General features: G+C 67.7%; 18 protein-coding genes. 4 read left to right on the top strand and 14 right to left on the bottom strand.

From position 1 onward, the window contains the following. The first annotated feature begins 179 nt into the window (after positions 1-179). Positions 180-2015 carry an aminopeptidase P family protein gene (locus CE453_RS10940; RefSeq protein WP_089177833.1) on the top strand — a complete coding sequence of 612 codons (1836 nt, stop codon included), beginning with the start codon at positions 180-182 and terminating at the stop codon, positions 2013-2015. A 36-nt stretch (positions 2016-2051) separates the two neighbouring features. On the opposite strand, the gene CE453_RS10935 is transcribed toward CE453_RS10940, so the two are convergent. The 4 genes from CE453_RS10935 to CE453_RS10920 all read right to left on the bottom strand — a co-directional run bounded on the left by CE453_RS10935 (position 2052) and on the right by CE453_RS10920 (position 5302). Continuing rightward, positions 2052-2351 carry an AzlD family protein gene (locus tag CE453_RS10935; protein WP_089174614.1) on the bottom strand — a complete coding sequence of 100 codons (300 nt, stop codon included), beginning with the start codon at positions 2349-2351 and terminating at the stop codon, positions 2052-2054. Beyond that, complete coding sequence (locus tag CE453_RS10930; RefSeq protein WP_089174613.1) at positions 2348-3070, bottom strand: AzlC family ABC transporter permease; 723 nt, start codon at positions 3068-3070, stop codon at positions 2348-2350. The genes CE453_RS10935 and CE453_RS10930 overlap by 4 nt, the downstream gene beginning before the upstream one ends. A 27-nt stretch (positions 3071-3097) precedes the next feature. Next, a complete protein-coding gene (locus CE453_RS10925) occupies positions 3098-3961 on the bottom strand; it encodes an AraC family transcriptional regulator (protein ID WP_089174612.1) in 864 nt (287 codons plus the stop codon). 96 nt (positions 3962-4057) lie between these two features. Further along, positions 4058-5302: an MFS transporter gene (locus CE453_RS10920; protein ID WP_248308031.1), complete on the bottom strand. Its 1245-nt coding sequence runs from the start codon at positions 5300-5302 to the stop codon at positions 4058-4060. Positions 5303-5397: 95 nt separating this feature from the next. Between CE453_RS10920 and CE453_RS10915 the strand changes: the two genes are divergently transcribed. Then, positions 5398-6372 (top strand): AraC family transcriptional regulator, encoded by a 975-nt coding sequence (locus CE453_RS10915; protein ID WP_089174610.1) that lies wholly within the window; start codon positions 5398-5400, stop codon positions 6370-6372. A 3-nt stretch (positions 6373-6375) separates the two neighbouring features. Here CE453_RS10915 and ligA read toward each other — a convergent pair whose 3' ends face one another. Next, on the bottom strand, positions 6376-8544 hold the full coding sequence (gene ligA, locus CE453_RS10910; RefSeq protein WP_089177832.1) for an NAD-dependent DNA ligase LigA: 2169 nt from the start codon (positions 8542-8544) through the stop codon (positions 6376-6378). Between the two features lie 215 nt (positions 8545-8759). On the opposite strand from ligA, the gene CE453_RS10905 reads away from it, so the two are divergent. Next, positions 8760-9551, top strand: a complete 792-nt coding sequence (locus tag CE453_RS10905; RefSeq protein WP_089174609.1) for a DUF2189 domain-containing protein — start codon at positions 8760-8762, stop codon at positions 9549-9551. Between the two features lie 323 nt (positions 9552-9874). Here CE453_RS10905 and CE453_RS10900 read toward each other — a convergent pair whose 3' ends face one another. After that, positions 9875-11908, bottom strand: coding sequence for a DEAD/DEAH box helicase (locus tag CE453_RS10900; RefSeq protein ID WP_089174608.1), 2034 nt, complete (start codon positions 11906-11908; stop codon positions 9875-9877). A 227-nt stretch (positions 11909-12135) separates the two neighbouring features. Here CE453_RS10900 and aidB point away from each other — a divergent pair, with 227 nt between their 5' ends. Continuing rightward, a complete protein-coding gene (aidB, locus tag CE453_RS10895; RefSeq protein ID WP_089174607.1) occupies positions 12136-12960 on the top strand; it encodes an AidB family quorum-quenching N-acyl homoserine lactonase in 825 nt (274 codons plus the stop codon). A gap of 18 nt (positions 12961-12978) precedes the next feature. Here the strand turns inward: aidB and recN are convergent, their stop codons facing one another. From recN to CE453_RS10855, 8 genes are all read right to left on the bottom strand, one after another. Then, positions 12979-14661: a DNA repair protein RecN gene (gene recN, locus CE453_RS10890; protein WP_089174606.1), complete on the bottom strand. Its 1683-nt coding sequence runs from the start codon at positions 14659-14661 to the stop codon at positions 12979-12981. A 61-nt stretch (positions 14662-14722) separates the two neighbouring features. After that, positions 14723-15646, bottom strand: coding sequence for an outer membrane protein assembly factor BamD (locus tag CE453_RS10885; protein ID WP_472840986.1), 924 nt, complete (start codon positions 15644-15646; stop codon positions 14723-14725). Between the two features lie 168 nt (positions 15647-15814). Further along, entirely contained in the window at positions 15815-16762 is a 948-nt protein-coding gene (gene lpxC, locus CE453_RS10880) for a UDP-3-O-acyl-N-acetylglucosamine deacetylase (protein WP_089174604.1), read from the bottom strand. 294 nt (positions 16763-17056) lie between these two features. Continuing rightward, positions 17057-18754, bottom strand: a complete 1698-nt coding sequence (gene ftsZ / locus CE453_RS10875) for a cell division protein FtsZ (RefSeq protein ID WP_089174603.1) — start codon at positions 18752-18754, stop codon at positions 17057-17059. Positions 18755-18876: 122 nt separating this feature from the next. Continuing rightward, complete coding sequence (gene ftsA, locus CE453_RS10870) at positions 18877-20208, bottom strand: cell division protein FtsA (protein ID WP_089174602.1); 1332 nt, start codon at positions 20206-20208, stop codon at positions 18877-18879. Further along, the gene (locus CE453_RS10865) at positions 20205-21134 is read right to left on the bottom strand and encodes a cell division protein FtsQ/DivIB (protein ID WP_248308030.1); all 930 of its coding nucleotides are present in this window, start codon (positions 21132-21134) and stop codon (positions 20205-20207) included. The genes ftsA and CE453_RS10865 overlap by 4 nt, the downstream gene beginning before the upstream one ends. 5 nt (positions 21135-21139) lie before the next feature. Next, complete coding sequence (locus CE453_RS10860) at positions 21140-22054, bottom strand: D-alanine--D-alanine ligase (RefSeq protein ID WP_089174600.1); 915 nt, start codon at positions 22052-22054, stop codon at positions 21140-21142. Positions 22055-22145: 91 nt separating this feature from the next. Beyond that, complete coding sequence (locus CE453_RS10855; RefSeq protein WP_198302316.1) at positions 22146-22643, bottom strand: MarR family winged helix-turn-helix transcriptional regulator; 498 nt, start codon at positions 22641-22643, stop codon at positions 22146-22148. Positions 22644-22711 lie beyond the last annotated feature (68 nt).

Genomic DNA, 22711 nt, shown 5'->3' with positions numbered 1-22711 from the left:
AAACGCATGCAATCCGTCCATATCCGTTAATATTTGCGTAGATTGCATAACCAAATGGCACAATGCGGATCCGCGAGGCAGCACGATCCTGCGGATTGGGCATCGCCCGACGGACGCATTTGCGCTGGCACTTTCGGTCGTGGGGCGCGACGATGGCGCAGATTATGCCGGATCCCATCATGACCGAATCGACCCTCCCGACCTGCCAGTTCCAGTCGTTCACCGAGCCCAGCGATCCAGCCCAGGTCGCCGGCCGTGTCGCCGCCTTGCGGCAGGCCCTCTCCGCACAGGGGCTCGACGGCTTCGTCGTGCCGCGCGCCGACGAGCATCAAGGTGAGTATGTGCCGGCCCATATGGCACGCCTCGCCTGGCTGACCGGCTTCACCGGTTCGGCCGGCAATGCCGTGGTGCTGGCCGACAAGGCAGCCCTCATCGTCGATGGCCGCTACACCATCCAGTCGGCCGAGCAGACCGACACCAAGGTGGTCACGCCGGTCCGCATGGAGGACACGCCGCTGGAGCGCTGGATCGAGCAGAACCTGCCGGCCGGCGGCAAGCTCGGCTACGATCCCTGGCTCCACACCGTCGATGGCGTCGCGAGGCTGGAAAAGGCGGTCGCAGCAGCCGGCGGCACGCTCGTGCCCGTGGCGCAAAACCCGCTCGATGCGCTTTGGAGCGACCGCCCGGCCCCGCCTGCTGCCCCCGTCAAGGCGCATCGCGCCGACTATGCCGGCGAGGACCCGGCCTCCAAGCTCGCACGCATCCAGAAGGCGCTGATGGAGGCGAAGGTCGATGCCCTCGTCGTCTCCGATCCGCATGCGCTGGCCTGGACCTTCAACATCCGCGGCGGCGATGTCGAGCACACGCCGCTGCCGCTCGGCTATGCCGTCGTACCGCGCGAGGGCCGGCCGACCGTCTTCCTGGCGCCGGAGAAGATCACCAACGAGGCGGGCGATGCCATCGGCGCGGTCGGCGAGATCGCGCCCCCGGCGGAGCTCGAAAGGCAGATCGCGAAGCTCGGGGCTGCCAAGGCCAGGGTCCGACTCGACGCCGCCACCGCAGCCTCGGCTCTGGCAACGCTCATTGCCGAGGCCGGCGGCACGCCCGATGCCGGCGCCGATCCGATCGCCCTGATGAAGGCGCGCAAGAACGCGGCCGAGCTCGCAGGCTCCCGCGCCGCCCACCTGCGCGACGGCGCCGCGATGACGAATTATCTCTCATGGCTCGCGCGCGAGGCGCCGAAGGGCGGCCTGACCGAGATCGACGCGGTCGCGGCGCTGGAAAGCGAGCGCCTGAAGACCGGCCTGCTCAAGGATGTCTCCTTCACCACCATTGCCGGCGCGGGGTCCAATGCGGCCCTGCCACATTATCGCGTCAACGCGGCGAGCAACCGGCGGATCGAACCCGGCATCTTCCTGGTCGATTCCGGCGGCCAGTATGAGGACGGCACCACCGACATCACCCGCACCATCGTCGTCGGGAACCCGACGGCCGAGATGCGCGATCGCTATACCCGGGTGCTCAAGGGCCACGTCGCAATCTCGCGGCTGGTCTTCGTCAAGGGAACCTCCGGCGCGCAGCTCGACGCTTTCGCCCGGCTGCCGCTCTGGCAAGGCGGCTTCGACTTCGACCATGGCACCGGCCATGGCGTCGGCAGCTATCTCTCTGTGCATGAGGGGCCGCAACGGCTTTCCAAGCTCGGAACCACGCCGCTGGAGCCGGGCATGATCCTCTCCAACGAACCCGGCTACTACAAGGAAGGCCATTACGGCATCCGCATCGAGAACCTGATTGTCGTCGAGGAGCGTCATATCCCCGGCGCCGAGCGCACGATCTACGGCTTCGAGACCATTACTTGGTGCCCCTATGAGCGGGCGTTGATCGACACGAACCTGCTCGATGACGGCGAGATCGCCTGGATCAACGATTATCACGCCAAGGTCTGGGAGAAGCTCGGTTCTCTGGTCGAAGGCAACGCGAAGGATTGGCTGGAGGCGGCCTGCCGGCCGTTGTGACGGTTCATCCTTCTCCCCAAGGGAGAAGGACACCGATCACAGCACCATTCGGAAGCCCACCACCGCGACGACGCCCACCGCCACCACTCCCAGCAGCGGAAGCCGCGTCGCCGCCAAAGCCGCGATCGCTGCCGCAGCCGTCTCAGCCCAGCCGGTGGCAAGCGCGCTCGGCGCGATCACCGCGACCAGAACGGCGGGCGGAATCGCATCGAACGCGGCCTGGGCGCGCGGCGACAGGTTGAGCCGGCCCGCCAGCGCGAGCCCGGCGACGCGTGTGAAATAGGTCACGATCGCCATGCCGAGGAAGGCGAGAAGGTTGATCGGATCGACGCTCACGCCTCGGCCTCCTCGATGACGATGGCCTGCCTCCGCGGCTCGCTGCCCGCCGCGAGCCAGGCCGCCAGCAGGCCGCAGAGCGCGCCGGCCGCGACATGCCACGGCGGCCCGGCGAGCCGATAGGTCACGGCCGAGGCGACGCCGGCCGCAGCCACGGTCCAGAACGTCACGCGTCCCTTCCAGAAGGCCGCGACGAGCGCGATGAACAGCGCGGTGAAGGCGAAATCGGCGCCGAGCCGCTTCGGATCGCCCAGCACGGCACCGATCGTCGCACCCAGCGTCGAATTGATGAGCCAGCCAGTAACGAACGGGATGACCATCGCGAACCAGTAAGCCGGCGTCAGGCGATGGGTCCGGGCGCGCTTCTCGGCCAGCGCCCAGTTCTCGTCGGCCATGTAGTAGAGGCCGAGGAATTTCTGCCAGCGGCTGAAGCCTTCGAGCTTGGGCGCGAGCGACGCTCCCATCAGCACATGGCGCGCATTGATCAGCAGCGTCGAGAACACCAACGCCGCGATCGGCGCCGGCATCGTCCACAATTCCACGGCCGCGAACTGCGCCCCGCCCGCGAAGACCATGGCGCTCATCAGGAAGACCTCGAGCGGCGAGAGCCCCTTGCTTGCCGCCACCGCCCCGAACAGCAGGCCGATCGGCGCCGCAGCCACTGCGGCCGGCCAGATATCGCTCAGGCCGCGCCTGATGTCGTCGCGCATCGTGGACATGGGTTTCGGTTCTCTCGAAGGGCCGGCTCAGCCGGCATGCGCGGCCCGGAACGCGCCGGGCGTGACGCCGAAGCGCGCCTTGAAGGCCCGCGTCAGATGTGGCTGGTCGCAGAAGCCGGTCGCCGCCGCGACATCGCCCGGCATCTCGCCGCGCCTGAGCCGCTCGCGGGCGCGCCGGACGCGGATATCGACGAGATAGGCATGCGGCGTCAGCCCAGTCTCCCGCCGGAAGGCCCGGATCAGGTGATGGCGCGGCAGGCCGGTCAGCCGGGCCACATCTGCAAGCGACAAGTCTTCCTCGTAGCGCGCCTCGAATAATTCGCGCGCCTTGGCGACGGGCCCCTCCTCCGCACCGATGGCCCGAACCGTCAGATCGGCATGATGGGCCAGGCAATGCGCGTAGAAGCGCAGCAGCATCTCCTCGCCTGCCAGCAGGTCTTTGCCATCCTCGATCGCGCGATGTGCGGCGGCGAAGAGCGCCGCGCCTTCCGCATCCTCGACGAGAGGTTCGGGAAAGAACGGCGTTTCGCTCATCTCCCGGCCGCTCAGCGAAGCCGCGACCTCGCGCATCAGCCCGATCTCGGGATAGGTCATGCGATAGCTGTAGCCCGGTCCGTAGGGCTCGCCATCATGGGTTTCCAGGGGGTTGACGAAGGTGATCAACCCTGGCCGGGCATAATAGCGGGCACCGCGTACGCGGAAGGTCTCGCAGCCGGCCTCGATGGTGCCGAGGACATAGCTCTCATGCCGGTGTGGCGCATAGGCGTGGCGGCGGAAGGTCGCGGCAAGGCAGTCCAGCCCGTCGAAGCGTGCGGCCGGAAACAACTTCGCCCGCTCGCCGGCGACGAGCGGTTCGAGGCAGAATGTCTCGCCTTGGGTGACTGCTTCCATGCCGCGAGCATAAACCCTCTCGCGGCCCCGCTGTCTTGAAGAAAAGTGATCGGGCGCATCACGCGCCCGATCTGTCTTGTCAGCTTGTCGATGGCGTCAGAGGGCGTGGGCCGCGGCCTTGGCTCCGACACGCTCAGGGCTTTTCGCGCCGAGCAGCAGCACGCCGAGCCCGCCCACCAGCGTCGCGATCGTGGCGTAGGCCATCACGCCCAGCGTCCCGAAGCCATCGACCAAAAGCCCGCCGAAAACGGCGCCGCTCGCGATCGCGACCTGGAAAGCGGCGACGAGCAGGCCACCGGCCGACTCCGCCTCATCTTCCGGCGCGACGCGCACCAGCCAGGTCTGGAAGCCGACCGGCAGCGCGCCGAAGGCAAAACCCCAGAGCCCGACGGCGATGGCCGAGGCGATCGGCGATGCCCCGACGAAGAGCAGGCTCGCCCCCATCAGCCCAATCGCGAAGGCGCCGAAGATCACCGAGGCCTTGGCGCTGCGCGCCGTGATCGCCCCGCCCAGGAAGTTGCCGAAGAAGCCGCCAACGCCATAGGCCAGCAGCGCCAGCGAGATCGCCTCGACGGAGAGCTTCGGGATCTGTTCCAGGAACGGACGGACATAGGTGAAGCCGGCGAAATGCCCCGAGATCACCACGACGATACCGGCAAGGACGAGAGCGATGCTGGGCTGGCCGAGCAGGCGGAACAGCGTACGGATGTCGGGCGAACCCCGCGCCGGCAGCCGCGGCAGCACGGCCATCTGGATGACGAGCGCCACCACGCCAACCAGCGCCGAGAGCCAGAACACGAAACGCCAGCCCATCAGATTGCCGATATAGGCGCCGATCGGCGCCGCGCTGACGGTCGCGACCGAGACGCCGGTGAAGATCAGCGACATCGCCTTGGGCAAGGCGCTCGGCGGCACGAGCCGCATCGCGGTCGCGGCGACCATCGACCAGAAGGCGCCGAGCCCGATGCCGAGCAGCACGCGGGCGAAGAGCAGCGTCGGCAGGTTGGTGGCGATCGCCGCGATGACGCTCGACAGGATCAGCAGGCCGGTCAGCGCCCAGATCACCACGCGCCGGTCGATGCCGCGGGTGACGATGGCGGCGGCGAGGCCGGCAATGGCGCCGACCACGGCCGTGGCGGTGACCGCCTGCCCGGCGGCACCGACCGAGACGCCGACATCGGCAGCCATCGGCGTCAACAGGCTGGCCGGCAGGAACTCGGCCGTGACCAGGCCGAAGACGCCGAAGGTCAGCGAGACGACCGCAGCCCAGGCAGGTTTTTCGCGGGTTTCATCCTGCGTGTCATCAAGTTCGAATGAAGTAGCAGATAGAGCGTCTGACATGGGGTTCTCCATGAAGTCGCCGGAAGATGGGAGTGGCGCCATGGAGTTTCCATGCTATATAATCCGCATCTCATGACTGTTCGTCCAGGATTGCGATGACCGTTCCCGCCGACCATCTGACCGAGATGCTCCGCGGCCTGAGGCTCGACGGAGTCGACTACAGCCGCTGCCAGATGGCCGCGCCCTGGGGCGTCGCCTTCCCCCAGACCCATGAGGCCTATTTCCATTTCGTCTCGCGCGGGAACTGTTGGCTGAAGACCTCCGCGGGCGAATGGCTGGAGCTGCAGGACGGCGACGCCGTGCTGCTGCCCCGCGGCGGTGGCCATGTCCTGGCCAGTTCGCCCGAGGTCGTCCCTTCCCCTCCTTGCAACTGCCGGGTGCGCGAGTTCTACGGCAATATCTTCGATGTCGAAGGCGGCGGCAGCGGCGAGCACATGCTGATCTTCACCGGCCGCATGACCTTCAACGTCGATACCGGCCACCCGCTGCTCAGGTTGATGCCGAACCTGATGCGGATGTCCGACTTCATCGCCAACGAGCCCGGCATCCCGCATCTGCTGGAGGCGATGGGCCAGGAGGTCGCGATGGACAGGGTCGGCGCCGGCGGCATCATGGCGCGCCTCGCCGACGTGCTGGCCGCGACGATCATCCGCGCCTGGGTCGAAAGCGGCTGCGGCACCAGCAAGGGCTGGGTCGCGGCGGCGCGCTGCCCACAGATCGGCAAGGTGCTCGCAGCAGTCCACGCCCACCCCGAGACCGACTGGACGGTCGAAAGTCTGGCGGAACTGATGGGCGCCTCGCGCTCCGGCTTCGCCCTGCGCTTCGCCGAGGTCGTCGGCGAGACGCCGGCACGCTATGTCGCGCAGGTCAGGATGCACCAGGCGAGGCAATGGCTCGCCCGCGACAAGCTCCGCATCGCGGTGGTAGCGCAGCGCCTCGGCTACGAATCGGAAGCCTCCTTCAGCCGCGCCTTCAAACGGATCACCGGCGCCGCGCCCAGCCAGGTACGGGCGGCGGGCGAAGCGCCGCCAGCGGCGATGTTCGCACCGCCCGCGGAGGCAGCGGAATAACCCTCACCCGCCGATCAGATCGAACCACCCGGCCTCGTCGATCACCTCGACGCCATGCTTGGCCGCATCCTTGAGCTTGGAGCCGGCACCCGGCCCCGCGACCAGCAGGTCGGTCTTCGATGAGACCGAACCTGCCACCTTGGCGCCAAGCCGCTCCGCCATCGCCTTGGCCTCGTCCCGGGTCATCCGCTCCAGCGCACCGGTGAAAACGACTGTCTTGCCGGCGACCGGACTCGTCGTGGCGACGGCTTCCAGCGGCTGCGGCTGCACCTGCTCCAGCAGCCGGTCGAGCAGTTCCTGATTGTGCGGCTCGCCGAAGAACTGCAGCAGCGCCTCGACCACGGTCGGCCCGACGCCGTCGATGGCGTCGAGTTCCTGCCGTTGCGGCGAAGCGGGATCGACGGCGGCGGCAAGCGTCTCGCGCAGAGCCTCGAAGGAGCCGTAATTGCGGGCGAGTAGCCGCGCATTGGTCTCGCCGACATGGCGGATTCCCAGCCCGAAGATCAGGCGGTTGAGCGGCGGTGTGCGCGCGGCCTCGATCGCCTCGAACAGCTTCTTGACGCTGACCGCGCCGAAGCCTTCCTTGTCCTTGAGCTTCTTGAAATTAGCGTCGTCACGCCGGGCGAGCGTGAAGATGTCGGCCGGCTCCTTCACCGGCAGGTCGGGATCGGTGTGGAAGAACTCAATCTGCTTGTCGCCGAGCCCGTCGATGTCGAGCGCATCGCGCGAGACGAAGTGCTTCAGCCGCTCGACCGTCTGGGCGGAACAGATCAGCCCGCCCGTACAGCGGCGCACGGCATCTTCCTTGCCGGAGCGCGGGTTGTGCTCCCGCACGGCATGGCTGTGGCAGATCGGGCATTCTTTCGGAAAGTCATAGGGCTTCGAATCCGCCGGCCGCTTCGTGAGATCGACCGCCTCGACGCGCGGGATGACGTCTCCCGCCCGCTTCACCGTCACCGTGTCGCCGATGCGGATATCGGCCCCGTCGCGGATCGGCAGCCCTTTGGAATCGAAGCCGCGGATGTAATCCTCGTTGTGCAGCGTCGCGTTGGTCACCACGACACCGCCGACCGTCACCGGCTTCAGCCGCGCCACGGGCGAGAGTGCGCCTGTCCGCCCGACCTGAATGTCGATGGCTTCGAGAACGGTCGTCGCCAGCTCGGCCGGGAACTTGTGCGCGATCGCCCAGCGGGGCGCCCGCGAGACGAAGCCGAGCCTGGCCTGCAGCGCCAGATCGTCGACCTTGTAGACCACGCCGTCGATGTCGTAGCCGAGTGTCGCGCGCTGGCTCTCGATCAGCCGGTACTGCGCGACCATCTCGGCCACGCTCTCGCAGCGCTTCATCAGCGGGTTGGTGCGGAAGCCCCAGCGCTTGAACGCCTCGACCACGCCCATCTGCGTCGGCGCCGGCAGCACCGGCATCTCGCCCCAGGCATAGGCGAAGAAGCGCAGGGGCCGCGAAGCGGTGACGCTGACATCGAGCTGGCGCAGCGAGCCGGCCGCAGCGTTGCGCGGGTTGGCGAATTCGGGCAGCCCCTTCTCGCGCTGGCGCTCGTTGATACCGGCGAAATCGGCATGGCCGAGATAGACCTCGCCGCGCACCTCCGCGACCTCCGGCACGTCCGGCCCGGCGAGCGTCTTCGGAATTTCAGCGATGGTGCGGGCATTGGCGGTGACGTCCTCGCCCTCCTCGCCATCGCCGCGCGTCGCGGCAGCGACGAGCTCGCCCTTCTCGTAGCGCAGCGAGAGCGAGAGCCCGTCGATCTTCGGCTCGGCGGTAAAGGCGATGCCGCCATCCTCCTCCTTGCGGCCGAGAAAGCGATAGACACGGGCGACGAACTCCGCGACCGCCTCGTCCGAGAAGGCGTTGTCGAGTGAGAGCATCGGCACGCGATGCCTGATCTTGGCGAACTTGCCCGACGGCCTGGCACCAACCTTGTCGCTGACTCCGCCAGCCTCCTTCAGCTCCGGAAAGGCCTCCTCCAGAGCGACCAGCCGCCGACGCTTCGCATCATAGGAAGCGTCGTCCATGATCGGCTGATCGTCCTGGAAATAGGCATCGTTCGCCGCCTGCACCTCGGCGGCCAGCCGCTTGTGCTCGAGCTTGGCCCTGCGCGGCGTCAGATCCGCGACGGGCGTTTCGGAAGGTGCGGTATCGTCGGTGTCGCTCATGCCGCAAGCATTAGGCGAGAAGGTGCTGACGAGAAAGGGCAGCAGCCTTTTGCGCAGCGCGCGCCTCACATCTGCGCGAAAGGCTGCAACAAATCCGGCTCCGGCGTGTATAGTCCTGACACTGGGAATTGGAAGCTCGACGCCTGACGGCCGTTGACACCAAGGAACATGTCGACGGCTTTTTGGCGAACCGGGCCGGAACCGGGAGACACGCCATGGCCAATCTTGACGGCACCCTTCACCACATCGGCAGAGCCGCACCACCGCAGGTCCGCACCATCACGACGATGGACCTGCGGGAAGCGCTCTCGCGCGGCTGGGAGGATTTCATGGCTCAGCCGAGCCATCTCGTCTTCATCGCGCTGATCTATCCCATCGCCGGCGTGCTGCTGGCGCAGCTCACCGTCACCTACAACATCTTCCCGCTGCTCTTCCCGCTGCTCGGCGGCTTCGCCCTGCTCGGCCCGTTCGCCGCTATCGGCCTCTATGAAACCAGCCGGAGACGCGAGCAGGGTCTGGATTCGTCGTGGAACCACGCGCTCGAGGTGCTGCAATCGCCGGGGATCGGGCAGATCGTCCTGCTCGGCCTGATGTTGACCGGGCTCTTCCTGGCCTGGCTCGCCTGCGCCTGGCTGATCTACCGCGCCCAGCTCGGCCTGCCGGCCGATGTCTCCACCGCGGAATTCCTGCGCGCCACGTTCACCACCTTCAACGGCTGGGTAATGATCATCGTCGGCAACTCGGTCGGCCTGCTCTTCGCCATCCTCGCCTTCGCGATCTCGGTCGTGTCCTTCCCCCTCATGATCGACCGTCACGTCGACATGCCGACGGCGGTTCGCACCTCGATCGCAGCGGTCGAGGCCAATCCGCGCGTGATGATGTACTGGGGGCTGATCGTCACCGGGCTTCTGGTGCTCGGCTGCCTGCCGGTGCTGGTCGGGCTCGTCGTGGCGATGCCGGTGCTCGGCCACGCGACCTGGCACCTCTACCGCAAGGTGGTGGTCTGAACGGGAGACGATCCGACAGATCTCTTGCGCCGCCCCCCGCATGTCACCCCGGTCAGCACTTCGCCCGGGATGACTTGTGCCTTTGCGGGAACCGGCGGCGACCGCCTTCCGAGGGAACCTTTCGCCCCCAAAGACGGTTCACCCCCTGAAATCGGGCCTCACGGCCCATCCATCAGGGGGTTTTCATGAACAATATCATTTATCTCGTCGGCCTGATCGTCGTCGTCCTGGCCATTCTCTCCTTCCTCGGCCTGCGCTGAGAGAAGCGCAGGCGGCGAGGCATTCCCGTCATGGCGAAGATTGCGACGAGGCCGGCTTGAGGCTTAGCCCCGGCGCGGCGGCTTGCCCTTGCCAAAGGGCTTGCCAGCCGGACGGCCGCCTTCAGGCCGCTCGGCCTTGCCAGGAAAACGCTTGGCCTTCGGGTTGAACGGCTTCTTGCCCGCCGGACGCCCTTCTCCACGATCTTCATAGGCCTTGCGCTCACCGGTCTGCCGGCCGGCAGCCGGCCGACGCGGCGCAGCCCCGTCGCGCTCCTCGAAACGCTCGCGGCTGCGGTAAGGGGCAGCCGGCCGTTCGAACTTGCCGCCCCGCTCCGGTCGCTCCGCAAACTCTTGACCGCCCGAGGCCGGCCTGCGCGAAGGCGCGCGCCTCTCGGATCCTTTGTCCTCGAATGACTTGGCCGCGCGCCGCTCGTCCGTCGCCGGCTCGATCGTGATCCGGTCGCGATCCGGCACCTTGGCGGATTCGTAGAAACGATCGGCGACATCGGCGTCGATCTCGACCTTGGTCTCGCGGTCGAAGATGCGGATGGCGCCAACCTCGTCGCGGGTGATCCGGCCGCGCCGGCACAGCATTGGCAGGAGCTGGCGCGGGTCGGCGCCCTGCTTGCGGCCGATATCGAGCCGGAACCAGACGGTGTCGCCGCGGGGTCCGGCCGCCTTGTGCGGCCGTTCGCCCTCATCCGCATCGCGGCCGGCGCCAAAAGGCCGGCGCTTGGCGGCATAGTCCTCGTTCGAGCGCGGGGTGCGGCGCTCCTCGCGGCCGAAGCCCGGGTCGCCCGCTTCCTCCGCCGCCGGCAGTCGCGAGCGGTAGAGCCTGACGAGGGCAGCCGCGATCTCGCGCGCCTCCCGACCCGCCATCAACGCCTCGACCATGCCGGCATCGTCCTCGCCCTCCTCGCCTTCGAGCAGCGGGTCCTTCAGCAGCCGCTCCTGGTCGAGCGCATGGATCTCCTCGGCCGTCGGCGGGCCGACCCATTCGGCCTCGACCTTGCCTTCCATCAGCAGCCGCTCGGCCTTGCGTCGGCGCGAGGGCGGCACCAGCAGCACGCTGGTGCCCTTGTTCCCGGCCCGGCCGGTACGGCCGGACCGGTGCTGCATCACCTCGGAGTCATGCGGCAATTCGGCATGGATCACGAGGTCGAGTCCCGGCAGGTCAATGCCACGCGCGGCAACGTCAGTCGCGACGCAGACCCGCGCCCGGCCGTCACGCAACGCCTGCAGCGCGGCGTTGCGCTCGTTCTGGCCGAGCTCGCCCGAGAGCGCCACGGCCGTGAAGCCGCGCTCCAGCAGGATGGCTTCGAGATGGCGCACGGCGTTGCGCGTGTTGCAGAAGACGAGCGCAACCGGCGCATCATAGAAGCGCAGCAGGTTGACGACCGCCAGCTCCGCTTCCTTGGGATAGACGCGCACGGCCTTGTAGGCGATGTCGGCATGGCCGCGCGCCGCGGCCTGCACCTCGATGCGCAGCGCGTCGCGCTGATAGTTCTGCGCGAGCTGGATGATCTCCTTCGGGAAGGTCGCGGAGAACAGCAGGCTGCGGCGGCTTTCAGGCGCGCTCTTCAGAATGAATTCAAGATCGTCGCGGAAGCCGAGATCGAGCATCTCGTCGGCCTCGTCGAGCACGACGGCCTTGAGTTCCGAAAGGTCGAGACGGCGCCGCTCGATATGGTCGCGCAGCCGACCGGGCGTGCCGACGACGATATGCGCGCCCTCTTCGAGCAGCATCGCCTCGCGGCGCGGATCCATGCCGCCGACGCAGGAGATCACGCGCGCACCTGCCTGGGCATAGAGCCAGGCCAGTTCGCGTTGCACCTGCAGGGCGAGCTCGCGCGTCGGCGCGATGATCAGCGCCAGCGGCCGCTCGGCGCGGCCGAGCTTCTCGGCCCCATCCAGCAGCGTCTCGCCAATGGCGAGCCCATAGGCGATGGTCTTGCCCGAGCCGGTCTGCGAGGAGACCAGGAGATCGCGCCCGCGGGCGCCCTCCTCCAGCACGGCGCTCTGCACCGGCGTCGGCTCGGAATAATTACGGTCGGCGAGCGCGCGCGCGAGCGGCGGGCTCGTGAGGGAAAAGGACATGCGGAAGGCCTGGTTCTGCGGCTCGGAACGCGAAACGTCGCGAAACTGGGTGACGGGTGAGCGGCGCGGGCAGCACCTGCAGGCCGTCGATTGAAAGCGGCTCATAGAGCAAGCCGCGCCAAAAGGAAATGGCGCAACCGCGCGCCGGATGCAAAGCGGCCCCTTGCGACGCGACGTTGCCGGTTCTCCGCGCACCCCGCTAGGCAGGACCGAACAGGAGACGTTCGATGACAGCACAGCCTCACCGCTTCGGCGGATACGACGTCACGACCTTGCTCGACGGCATCTTCGAGGCGCCCTCGGATGTCCTCGTCCACCAGGCCGGCGAAACGGCCCGTACCGAGGCGATCGCTCGCTTTGGCCAGCCGAAGATCAGCATCGAGGTGAATTGCTTTGCGCTGCGCGGCGCAGGCGGTGTCACCCTCATCGATGCGGGGACTGGCCCGTCCTGGGGTGCAGCGCTCGGCCATGCCCCCGCAGCCATGGCAAAGGCCGGCATCCGGCCGGAGGATGTCCAGCATGTCCTGATCACCCATCTCCACGGCGACCATGCGCTTGGCCTGTTCGACGGCGAGCGACCCTTCTTTCCGAACGCCCAGATCATCGTCCCGCAGGCCGATCTCGGTTACTACGGCGATGAAACGAAACGGGCAGCGACGCCAGACGGCAAGCGCGGCGCCTTCGACATCGCCGCCAGCCTGAAGCGTCTCTATGTCGGGCGCATCGAGGCGGCTGCTCCGGGCGAGGTTCTTCCCGGTATCGAGCTGATCCCCCTGCCCGGCCACAGCTTCGGGCACAGCGGCTACCTCATCGGCGACAGCGACCGCTCGCTGCTGCTCTGGGGCGACGCCCTGCATCTCGGCGCCTTGCAGGCGGCCGATCCTGCCATTGGCATGATCTACGATCTCGATGCCGCCCAGGCCGTCCGTTCGCGCAGCGACGTTCTGGAACGCGCCGCCGCAGCGGGCTGGACGGTTTCGGGCGGGCACATCACCGGCTTCCAGCAGGTGCATCGGCAGGGTGACGGCTACAAGCTCGTGCCGGCGGCCTGACGCCACCGTCGCGACATCTCAACCCCGCAGCCCGGCCGCCTCCAGCAGGCGCCCGGCAGCCGCCCGTGCCTCTTCCGTGATCGAGGCGCCGGCCAGCATTCGGGCGATCTCCTCGCGCCGCGCCTGATCCGCGAGCGTGGTGACGCGCGTGACGGTGCGCGAGGCCTCACCCTCGTCGGCCGATTTCGCGATCAGGAAATGCTGCCCGGCCTTGGCCGCCACCTGCGGCGCATGGGTCACTGAAATCACCTGCACCCGGTCCGCGAGCCGCGCCAGCCGCTCGCCAATCGCGTCCGCAACCGCACCGCCGACACCGGTATCGATCTCGTCGAAGACCAGCGTCGGCGCAGAGCCGCGCTCGGCCAGCACCACCTTGAGCGCCAGCATGAAGCGCGACAACTCGCCGCCCGAAGCGACCTTCATCATCGGCCCGGGCCGCGTGCCCGGATTGGTCTCGACCCAGAACTCGACCCGGTCGAAGCCTTCCAGCCCACGCGCGTTCTCGTCGCTCTCGATGCGGGTGATGAAGCGCGCGCGCTCCAGCTTGAGCGGCGGCAACTCCGCCTTCACCGCACTGTCGAGCCGCGCCGCCGCCGCCTTGCGAGCCTCCGACAGGGCCTTTGCCTGCGCCAGGAAATCCTCTTCAGCCGCCTTCAGCTCCGCTTCCAGCCGGCCGAGCGACGATTCGCTCTCGTCGAGCGCGGCGAGATCGCCCGCCATGGTTGCTGCGAGAACGGGCAGGCCATCGACCGGCACATCGTATTTGCGCCCCGCGGCCCTGAGCGCAAACAGCCGCTCCTCGATGCGTTCCTGCTCGCGCGGGTCGTACTCGGCCGCGCGCGTCGCCGCTGCCAGCGCCTCACCGGCCTCCTCCAGGGCGACGATGGCGGTGTTGAGTGCGGCGAGCGAAGGATCGACCAGCTCCGGCGCCTGTCCGGCCCGCCGCTCGAGCCGGCGCAGGACCGCCGCCAGCGCCGACATCGGAGAGCCCTGCCCGCCGACGGCCTCGTAAGCCTCGTTCAGGTCGCGCGCGACCTTCTCGGCCTGCATCATCGCCTGGCGCGTGGCAGCGAGCTCATCCTCCTCGCCGGGTTTCGGCGCGAGCTTGCCGAGTTCCTCGACGGCATGGCGTAGGAAATCGGCCTCCTTGCGCGCCGCCTCGACCCGCAGGCGCTGCGCCTGCAAGGCCTGTCGCGCCCGCTTCAGCGTCTCGCTCGCTTCGGCGACGGCCTGCGCCGGCCCTTCCAGCCCGCCGAAACCGTCGAGCAAGGCGCGATGCTGCGCCGGGTCCGTCAGCGCGCGGTCGTCGTGCTGGCCATGGATCTCGACGATCGCGGCACCGATCATGCGCAGGATCTGGACGGAAACCGGCTGGTCGTTGACGAAGGCGCGGGTACGCCCATCGGCATATTGCACACGGCGCAGGATGAGATCGCCGTCGGTGTCGATCTCCTGCGCCTCGGCGAGCTTGCGCGCGGCATGGTCGAGCGGAAGGTCGAAGACGGCGCTGACCTGCCCCTGCGCCTCGCCATGGCGCACGAGCGAGCCGTCGCCGCGCCCGCCCAGCGCCAGCGCGAAACCGTCGAGCAGGATCGACTTGCCCGCGCCCGTCTCGCCCGTGAGAACGCTCAGGCCCTCATGGAAGCCGAGATCGAGCCGGTCGATCAGAACGATGTCACGGATCGAGAGCTGCGCCAGCATCGGCGTTCAGCTCGATTTGCGGAGCCGACAGGGTTGCCCGAGGCCCGTCATACAAGCCTCGTCAGCGGCTGCCGAACCCGAGGATGCCGCCGACCGTGCGCTGGAAGCCGTTGAAGGCGCGGCTGATATAGGAGCCACGGTCTTCACGCGGTTCCAGGCCGCGACTCTGCAGCAGCGTGTAGGCGTCCTTGTACCAGGGGCTGTCCGGGAAGTTGTGCCCGAGCACGGCGGCAGCGGTCTGCGCCTCGTTGGTGATGCCCATCGCCATATAGGCCTCGGTCAGGCGCTCCAGCGCTTCCTCGACGTGGCGGGTGGTCTGGTACTTGATGATCACTTCGCGGAAGCGGTTCACCGCGGCGGTGTAGTTGCGCTTCTCGAGATAGTAGCGGCCGACATTCATTTCCTTGCCGGCGAGCTGGTCCTTCGCCACCAGGAGCTTCTCCCTGGCATCGACGACATACTCCGACTTCGGATAACGGGCGATCAGTTCCTCGAACGCCTGGATCGCCTGGCGCGTCCGCTCCTGGTCGCGGGTCGTGTCCGGGATCTGGTTGTAGTAGGACATCGCCAGGATGTACTGCGCATAGGCCGCGTCGGGGCTCGCCGGGTTCTGGGCGATGAAGCGCTTGGAGGCGGTGATCGCCTCCTCCCATTTCGACGCCTGGAAATTGGTGTAGGCGGTCATCAGCAGGCCCTTGCGGGCATAGGGCGAGAACGGGGCCGTCTTGTCGATGTCCTCGAAGCGCTTGGCCGCGCCCTCGCTGTCGCCGTTCTGCAGGCGCGCGAGACCCTCGTTGTAGAGCTTGTCCGCCGGCGTCACCGGCGTCAGGTCCGGCTTGTAGACCTCGGGCTTGTCGAAGGGATTGAGCGAGGACAGCGTATCACAGCCGCCAAGCAGCACGGCGGCACCGAGCGCCAGGGCGAGGCCCCTGCGCGGAGATAGGCCGCGATGGATTGCCGGAAGGCTTTGCCGCGTCACGCTCACGTCGTCCGTCCTCTTTCGCTCGTTCCTGCCTGTGGGAAGCATGCCTTACCTCAGACGCTTCCCAGGCGCCACTGTCGAAAGCCGGTCACGACTCGATTCCGCAGCACTGCGGCATCTCGGACAAAAACCGGGCGAAGGAAAGGCGAAACGCGGCTGACCCGCGCGATTTCAGTGGAGATCGGGCGCGTAGGCCGCCGGAGCCACCGCCGCCATCGGCATGGCGCGGGCCGGCGCGAACACCGGCTGGGATTCGACGATCGCGAAATTCGTGCGGTCGGCGAAGAGCGCCTCGAGGATGCGGACATTCATGCGATGCCCGCCGCAATAGGAGCGGAACTCGCCGATGATCGGATAACCCGCCAGCGCCAGATCGCCGATGGCATCGAGCACCTTGTGGCGCACGAACTCGTCGCCGTAGCGCAGGCCCTCGGGGTTGATGACCTTGTCGTCGCCGATCGCGACCGTGTTGTCGAGCGAGGCGCCCTGTGCGAAGCCCGCCTTCCAGAGCTGCTCGACGTCGCGCATGAAGCCGAAGGTACGTGCCTTCGAGATCTCGCTGGCATAGGCCTGGGCATCGAGATCGAAGATCTTGCGCTGGCGACCGATCACGGCGGTGTCGAAATCGATCTCGACATCGAGGCGGAAGCCCTGCTCGGCCGGCATCAACTCGGCGAAGGCGCGGCCCTGCTCGATGCGGACCGGCTGCAGAACCTTGAGATAGCGGCGCGGCGCGGCGAGCGTGACCATGCCGGTCGCCTCGATCGCGCGAACGAACTCGACGGCGCTGCCGTCCATGATCGGCATCTCGGGGCCGTCGATCTCGACCAGCACATTGTCGAGGCCGAGGCCCGAGCAGGCCGACATCAGGTGCTCGACCGTCGAGACCGAAGCCGGGCCGCGGTCGCCGATCACGGTGCAGAGCTCGGTGGCGCTGACCTTGGTGTGCTTGGCGTGGATGAGCTGGGGCGGCATGCCATCGATGCCCGTGCGCAGAAAGACGACGCCGGAATTCGCGCTGGACGGCTTCAGGCAGATGCTGGCGGGCGCGCCGGAATGCACGCCGATCCCGGTGAGGGTAACTGCAGCCCGCAGGGTCGTCTGCCGATCGAAGTTCATTCCGTTATCCAATCCCGGTCGCCGCGACCCATCTCCGCTGCTGTGCAGCGACCGCCGGCGGCGACATCTCCAAATCCGGCATCAAGCCGAATCCGGTAGGCTATCCTCTTGATGCGGCCGCAACATAAGCCTTCGCGGCAGCCGCTCAAAATCACGCTTTCTTTCGCTGTGTTACAGTCGGAAAGATTGCGAGCGGAACAATAACAGGCTGAAAGATAACGATTTTTTAACAAGCGAAATCCCGCCGCGCGAGGGGCGCGGCGGGAGCTGTGCAATGCCGTGAAGAGCCCGGTCTCAGTTCGCCTGGCGGCGCAGGAAAGCCGGGATCTCCAGATGGTCGTCCTCGCTGTTGCGAGCCGGAGCGGCGCGGCCGTGCGGGTCGAGCTGGCCCTGAGCCGGACGCGCAGCCGGCTGCGGAGCCGGGCGACGCATGTATTCGGCATGGGCGGCGCTCGGCGCGGCCGCCTGCGGCATGGCCGGGGCCTGGCGCACCGGCATCGGCGCGGGAGCCGGGGCTTCGGTTTCCTCATCCTTGCGGCCGAAGCCGACCGAGGCAAGGCGCTGCATCAGCGACATGCGCTTCTGCTCGACGGCGCTCGGCGCCTGCGGCACGGGCTGGGCACCGCGCTGGGCATGGAGCTGCGCCTGGCCCGGAGCCGGCAGATCCTCGATCCGCGGCATGCGGGTCGGGCGCACGGCGCGCTCCGGCATCGGCGGGATGAAGCTGTCGTCGAGATGCAGGCTGGGCTCGGCCGGAGCCATCGGCTCGGGAGCCGGCGCGGCGACCATCACCGGGCGCGGCTGCACCGGCTCGATGTGGATGCCCTGCGCGACCTGCGCGACCGGGGCCGGTTCGGCAAGCGGAGCGACGCGGGCGGTCTCGACGACAGGACCCGGAGCCGGCTGCGGAGCCGGGCGGGCCGCCTGCGGCGCGCCGGTCGAGCGCAGGCGGGCCTCCTGCTTCAGGCGCTCGGCGACCTGGGCGATGCGGGCCTCGGTCTCGTCGACCTCGCCGACCTGGGAGATCGGCTTGTCGATGCCGGTGGCGACGACGGAAACGCGCACGGTGCCTTCAAGCGATTCGTCGAAGGTCGCGCCGACGATGATGTTGGCCTCCGAATCGACCTCCTCGCGGATGCGGGTGGCGGCCTCGTCGACCTCGTAGAGCTTCATGTCGCGCCCGCCGGTGATCGAGATCAGCAGGCCGCGTGCGCCCTTCATCGAGATGTCGTCGAGCAGCGGGTTGTTGATCGCGGCCTGGGCCGCGGTCAGCGCGCGCTTCTCGCCCTGCGCCTCACCGGTGCCCATCATCGCCTTGCCCATGCCGCGCATGACGGCGCGGACATCGGCGAAGTCGAGGTTGATCAGGCCGGGGCGAACCATCAGGTCGGTGATGCAGGCAACGCCCGAATAGAGCACCTGGTCGGCCATGCCGAAGGCGTCGGCGAAGCCGGTGGTCTCGTTGGCGACGCGGAACAGGTTCTGGTTCGGGATGACGATCAGCGTGTCGACCGCCTCGTTCAGCTCGGCGATGCCGGCCTCCGCCATACGCATGCGGCGCTGGCCCTCGAACTGGAACGGCTTGGTGACGACGCCGACGGTCAGGATCCCCATGTCGCGGGCGACGCGGGCGATGGCCGGGGCAGCGCCCGTGCCGGTGCCACCGCCCATGCCGGCGGTGATGAAGACCATGTGTGCGCCCGCCAGGTGATCGCGAATCTCGTCGATGACTTCCTCGGCCGCTGCCCGGCCGACTTCCGGCTGCGAGCCGGCGCCGAGACCCTCGGTGACCTGGAGGCCCATCTGGATGATGCGCGAGGAGCGCGACAGTGCCAGCGCCTGGGCGTCGGTGTTGGCGCAGACGAAGTCGACGCCGTCGAGGCCGGCCTCGATCATGTTGTTGACCGCATTGCCGCCCGCGCCGCCGACACCGAACACCGTGATGCGGGGCTTGAGTTCCCGGATGTCCGGGGCTTGCAGATTCATCGCCATGATTGCCTCTTCTGATCCCTTTGATCGGCGCCTGGCGGGAGCCGTCGATTGCTACGTTTGACGCCGTGCCCACCGGAGCGGGCGGTACTCACTCAAATCTCGAACCTGGCTTCCGCCACGTTCTAGAAACTGTCCTTCAGCCACCGCCCGACGCGCGAGAAGTAGCCGTCCGTCCCGGTCGCGAAATAGCGCCCGCCGGCGGCGCGTGGTTCGAAATGCTCGACATGGGCGACCTGCGGGTAGACCAGCAGGCCGACCGCCGCAGAGAAGGCCGGGCCCTTGCCCGCCTCGGGCAATCCCTTGATGCCGAGCGGGCGGCCGGTGCGGACCTGGCCGCCGAGGATGCGCCGCGCCACTTCCGGCAAGCCGGTGAGCTGGCAGGCCCCGCCGGTCAGGACGACGCGCCGCCCGGCCTGCGCCGAGAAGCCGGCATTGGTCAGCCGGTCGCGCACGAGCTCGAGGATCTCCTCGACGCGCGGCTTGATGATGCGGATGAGATGCGACTTGGCGAGATGGTTCGGCATGTCGCGCTCGTCGTCGTCGACCTGCGGCACCGCGATCATGTCGCGCTCGTCCGAGGCGCTGGCGATGCAGGAGCCGTGCAGCGTCTTCAGCCGCTCGGCCGCCGAGACCCGGGTGGAAAGCCCACGCGCCACATCCATGGTGATGTGGTTGCCGCCGACCGCGATGGCGTCGGCATGCATCATATGGCCACCGGCGAAGACGCCGAGGCTCGTGGTGCCGCCGCCGAGGTCGACGACGACCACGCCCATCTCCGCCTCGTCGTCGACCAGCACGGAGAGACCGGAAGCGTAAGGCGTCGCGACCACCGCCTCGACCTCGAGATGGCAGCGTTCGACCGCGAGCATGACGTTGCGCGCCGCCGCCGCCTCGCTGGCGACGACATGCATGTCGACCGAGAGCTTGCCGCCGATCAGCCCGCGCGGGTCGAGCACGCCCGGTACGCCGTCCAGCGCATAGCCGGTCGGCAGAGCATGGAGCACGGCCTTGCCGGGGCGGATCGCATGGGTGGCGGCAGTGGCGAGCACACGCTTGATGTCGGCATCGCCGACCGAGCCCGAGCGCAGGTCGACGCCGGCCGCATAATGCTGCGAGCCGATGCGCCCGCCGGTCAGGTTGACGATGACCGACTGCACCTCGACCTTCGCCATGCGCTCGGCGGCGTCGACGGAGGCCCGGATGGCGCGCTCGGCGCTTTCGAGATCGATGATCGCCCCGCCCTTGAGGCCGAGCGAGCGCTGATGGCCGATGCCGATGATCCGCGCGACATGGGTGCGTCCGCGCAGCCGCTCATTGGCTTCGGCCGGATTCAACTCCGCGATCAGGCAGACGACCTTGCTGGTGCCGATGTCGAGGATCGAGAGGATCGCGCTCTTGCGTGCCGAGAGCGGGCGCATGCGCGGTGTCAAACCCTGGGAGGTGAAGTGGTTCATGCCTCGCCTCCCTTCTTCTTGGCCTTGTTGCGGTTCTTCAGCATGTCGGCGCGGGCGGCTGCGGCTTCTTCGGAGAGGCGGGCGATAACCCGGTCGGGCTGACGCAGATCGAGCGCCAGGATGTCCTTGTCGAGGATGCGGTCGTTGGTCTCGAGCGAGATCAGCCGCTGCATCGCGACTTCCGGCTTGATTTCCGGCAGGCGCACATCCATGCCGTTGTCGAGCTTGATGTCCCAGCGCCGGTCGGAGACCAGCATGCCGGCGCGGATATGCTGGGCCAGCGGACCGGCCTCCTTGCGCAGCGCCAGATACTCGCTGGCGCGGTTGTTGGCGTTCTTCCCGACGACCAGCGGCAGATAGGCGAAGCGGCCGTCATCCATCTTGTCGATCACCGTGCCATCCGCAGCGATCACGAAGAGCTCGCCCTTGACCTGCCAGAGTGCATAGGGCTCGCGCTCGGTGAGCGAGATCGAAATCTCGCCCGGATAGAGCTTGCGGACCTGAGCCTCTCGAATCAGCGGATTGGCCTCGAGCTGCTTGCGCGCCTCGTCGGCGTCGAAGAACACCAGTGAGGTCTTCGCATCGATGCCGGCGGCGACCAGCACCTCCTGCTCCGAGAGGCCCGACAGGCCGGAGATGGTGACACGGTCGATGCCGAAACCGAGCATGCGCGCGATCATGTGCCGCGGCGCGCCATAGGCGTCCTGCATGGCCTGATACTGCCCGCCGATGACGAAGCCGGAGCCGAGGCTGAGCGCGAGGAAGCCGACAGCAAGCCAGGAACCGACGCCGCGCGGCACCCGCTCCGACAGCGGCTGAGCCGAACGGCGGGGGCGCCGCAGCCAGCGCCCTTGCCGCTCACTGCCGATCAGCAGCTGCGGGCCGGTCGCCACGACCGGCAGGCGCGAAGAGGGTTTCACCTTCATCGCTTTCACCGATCGAGGGAGGCGTCCTGCACCATCCATTTGACGAGCTCACCGAAATTCAGGCCCGCATGGGCAGCCAGTTCGGGCACCAGGCTGGTCTCGGTCATCCCGGGCTGCGTATTGACTTCCAACCAGACGAGCGTGTCGGTCTCGTCGTCGTAGCGAAAGTCAGATCGGCTGACGCCCCGGCATCCGATTGCTTGATGCGCCGTTAACGCACACTCTTCGATCTGCTGGTAAATTTTCGGTAAAATTTGAGCCGGACAGATGTGGATCGAGCCGCCTTTCGCGTACTTCGCGTCATAGTCGTAAAATTCGCCGGTTGCGGCTTGTATTTCGGTCACACCCAGCGCCCGGTCGCCCATCACCGCGCAGGTCAGTTCACGCCCCGCAATGAAGGTCTCGGCGAGCAGCATTTCGCCGCAAGGCCAATCCGGCCGGGCGATCTCCTGCGGTGGGTGTTCCCGCCCCTTCTTCACGATCACGACGCCGACGGAGGAGCCTTCGTCGATCGGCTTCAGCACATAGGGCGGCGGCAGCACATGGTTCTTCGCAGCGGCGAAGCGCGAGACGTTGACGCCGTGCGCAACCGGCACACCGGCCGCCTTCACCACCGTCTTCGCCCGGTCCTTGCGGATCGCCAGCGCGGAGGCCAGCACGCCCGAATGGGTATAGGGAATGCGCAGGATCTCGAGCACGCCCTGGATCGTGCCGTCCTCGCCGAAGCGGCCATGCAGGGCGTTGAAGGCGACATCGGGCTTGAGCTTCGCCAACACCTCGGCGATATCGCGCTGCACGTCGACGCGGGTGACGCGGAAGCCCTGACCTTCCAGGGCGCGCGCGCAAGCCGCACCGCTGTTGAGGCTGACCTCCCGTTCGACGGACCATGCCCCCATCAGCACTGCGACGTGTTTGCTCATGCCGGCCCTCGTTCGACGTGTTCGTCGAACCTCACCGGAGATGGTTAACAGCTCGTTAACCATCCACTCATGGGCGTTAACCTGCCCGAAATCAGCCGATTTTGGCGAGCAGCCGTCGCAGTTCGGCGCGCTCGTCCGGCGACAGCGCGCTCACCAGCCGCTCCTCGGTCGCGACATGCGAGACGACGATTCGCTCCGCCAACGCGAAGCCCGCTTCCGTCAGGACCACGCGCAGCGCCCGGCGGTCCTGCGGGTCCGCAAGCCGCTCGATCAACCCGCGCTTCTGGAGGCGGTCGAGCCGGTTCGTCATCGCCGAGGTCGAGATCATCATGTCCTGAGCCAGTTCGGACGGCGACAGCGCGCTGCCCCTGCCCTGCCGTCGCAGGGTCAACAGCACGTCGAAGCCGGCAAGGTCGAGGTCATCCGCCGTCAGATTGGCGGCAACCCCGTCGCGCACCCGATCGGCGGCTCGCCACAGGTCGCCGCAGACGGCCATGACGCTCGGATCGATGTCCGGCCGTTCCCGCCGCCATTGTGCCAGGATCGAATCCATCACTCCGCCCTGAGCCTCGGGCCGACCTCGAGCCATCTTCGCTCCTTGCAAATATTTTCACGTCATATATTTTGATATCGAAATATATGACGTCGAATAGAGAT

It is taken from the genome of Bosea sp. AS-1 (assembly GCF_002220095.1).
In the GTDB taxonomy this organism is placed as follows: domain Bacteria; phylum Pseudomonadota; class Alphaproteobacteria; order Rhizobiales; family Beijerinckiaceae; genus Allobosea.
Note: the sequence above shows the minus strand (reverse complement) of the source record. Positions and strands in the feature narration are given on the sequence as shown.

Bases quoted from the DNA above. Each gene is read 5' to 3' on its own strand.
- CE453_RS10865 (WP_248308030.1), bottom strand. From the start codon at position 21,134: ATGAAGGTGAAACCCTCTTCGCGCCTGCCGGTCGTGGCGACCGGCCCG.
- CE453_RS10940 (WP_089177833.1), top strand. From the start codon at position 180: ATGACCGAATCGACCCTCCCGACCTGCCAGTTCCAGTCGTTCACCGAG.
- ftsZ (WP_089174603.1), bottom strand. From the start codon at position 18,754: ATGGCGATGAATCTGCAAGCCCCGGACATCCGGGAACTCAAGCCCCGC.
- CE453_RS10905 (WP_089174609.1), top strand. From the start codon at position 8,760: ATGGCCAATCTTGACGGCACCCTTCACCACATCGGCAGAGCCGCACCA.
- CE453_RS10855 (WP_198302316.1), bottom strand. From the start codon at position 22,643: ATGGCTCGAGGTCGGCCCGAGGCTCAGGGCGGAGTGATGGATTCGATC.
- CE453_RS10915 (WP_089174610.1), top strand. From the start codon at position 5,398: ATGACCGTTCCCGCCGACCATCTGACCGAGATGCTCCGCGGCCTGAGG.
- recN (WP_089174606.1), bottom strand. From the start codon at position 14,661: ATGCTGGCGCAGCTCTCGATCCGTGACATCGTTCTGATCGACCGGCTC.
- CE453_RS10925 (WP_089174612.1), bottom strand. From the start codon at position 3,961: ATGGAAGCAGTCACCCAAGGCGAGACATTCTGCCTCGAACCGCTCGTC.
- CE453_RS10860 (WP_089174600.1), bottom strand. From the start codon at position 22,054: ATGAGCAAACACGTCGCAGTGCTGATGGGGGCATGGTCCGTCGAACGG.
- aidB (WP_089174607.1), top strand. From the start codon at position 12,136: ATGACAGCACAGCCTCACCGCTTCGGCGGATACGACGTCACGACCTTG.
- CE453_RS10900 (WP_089174608.1), bottom strand. From the start codon at position 11,908: ATGTCCTTTTCCCTCACGAGCCCGCCGCTCGCGCGCGCGCTCGCCGAC.
- CE453_RS10920 (WP_248308031.1), bottom strand. From the start codon at position 5,302: ATGTCAGACGCTCTATCTGCTACTTCATTCGAACTTGATGACACGCAG.
- ftsA (WP_089174602.1), bottom strand. From the start codon at position 20,208: ATGAACCACTTCACCTCCCAGGGTTTGACACCGCGCATGCGCCCGCTC.
- ligA (WP_089177832.1), bottom strand. From the start codon at position 8,544: ATGAGCGACACCGACGATACCGCACCTTCCGAAACGCCCGTCGCGGAT.
- lpxC (WP_089174604.1), bottom strand. From the start codon at position 16,762: ATGAACTTCGATCGGCAGACGACCCTGCGGGCTGCAGTTACCCTCACC.
- CE453_RS10930 (WP_089174613.1), bottom strand. From the start codon at position 3,070: ATGTCCACGATGCGCGACGACATCAGGCGCGGCCTGAGCGATATCTGG.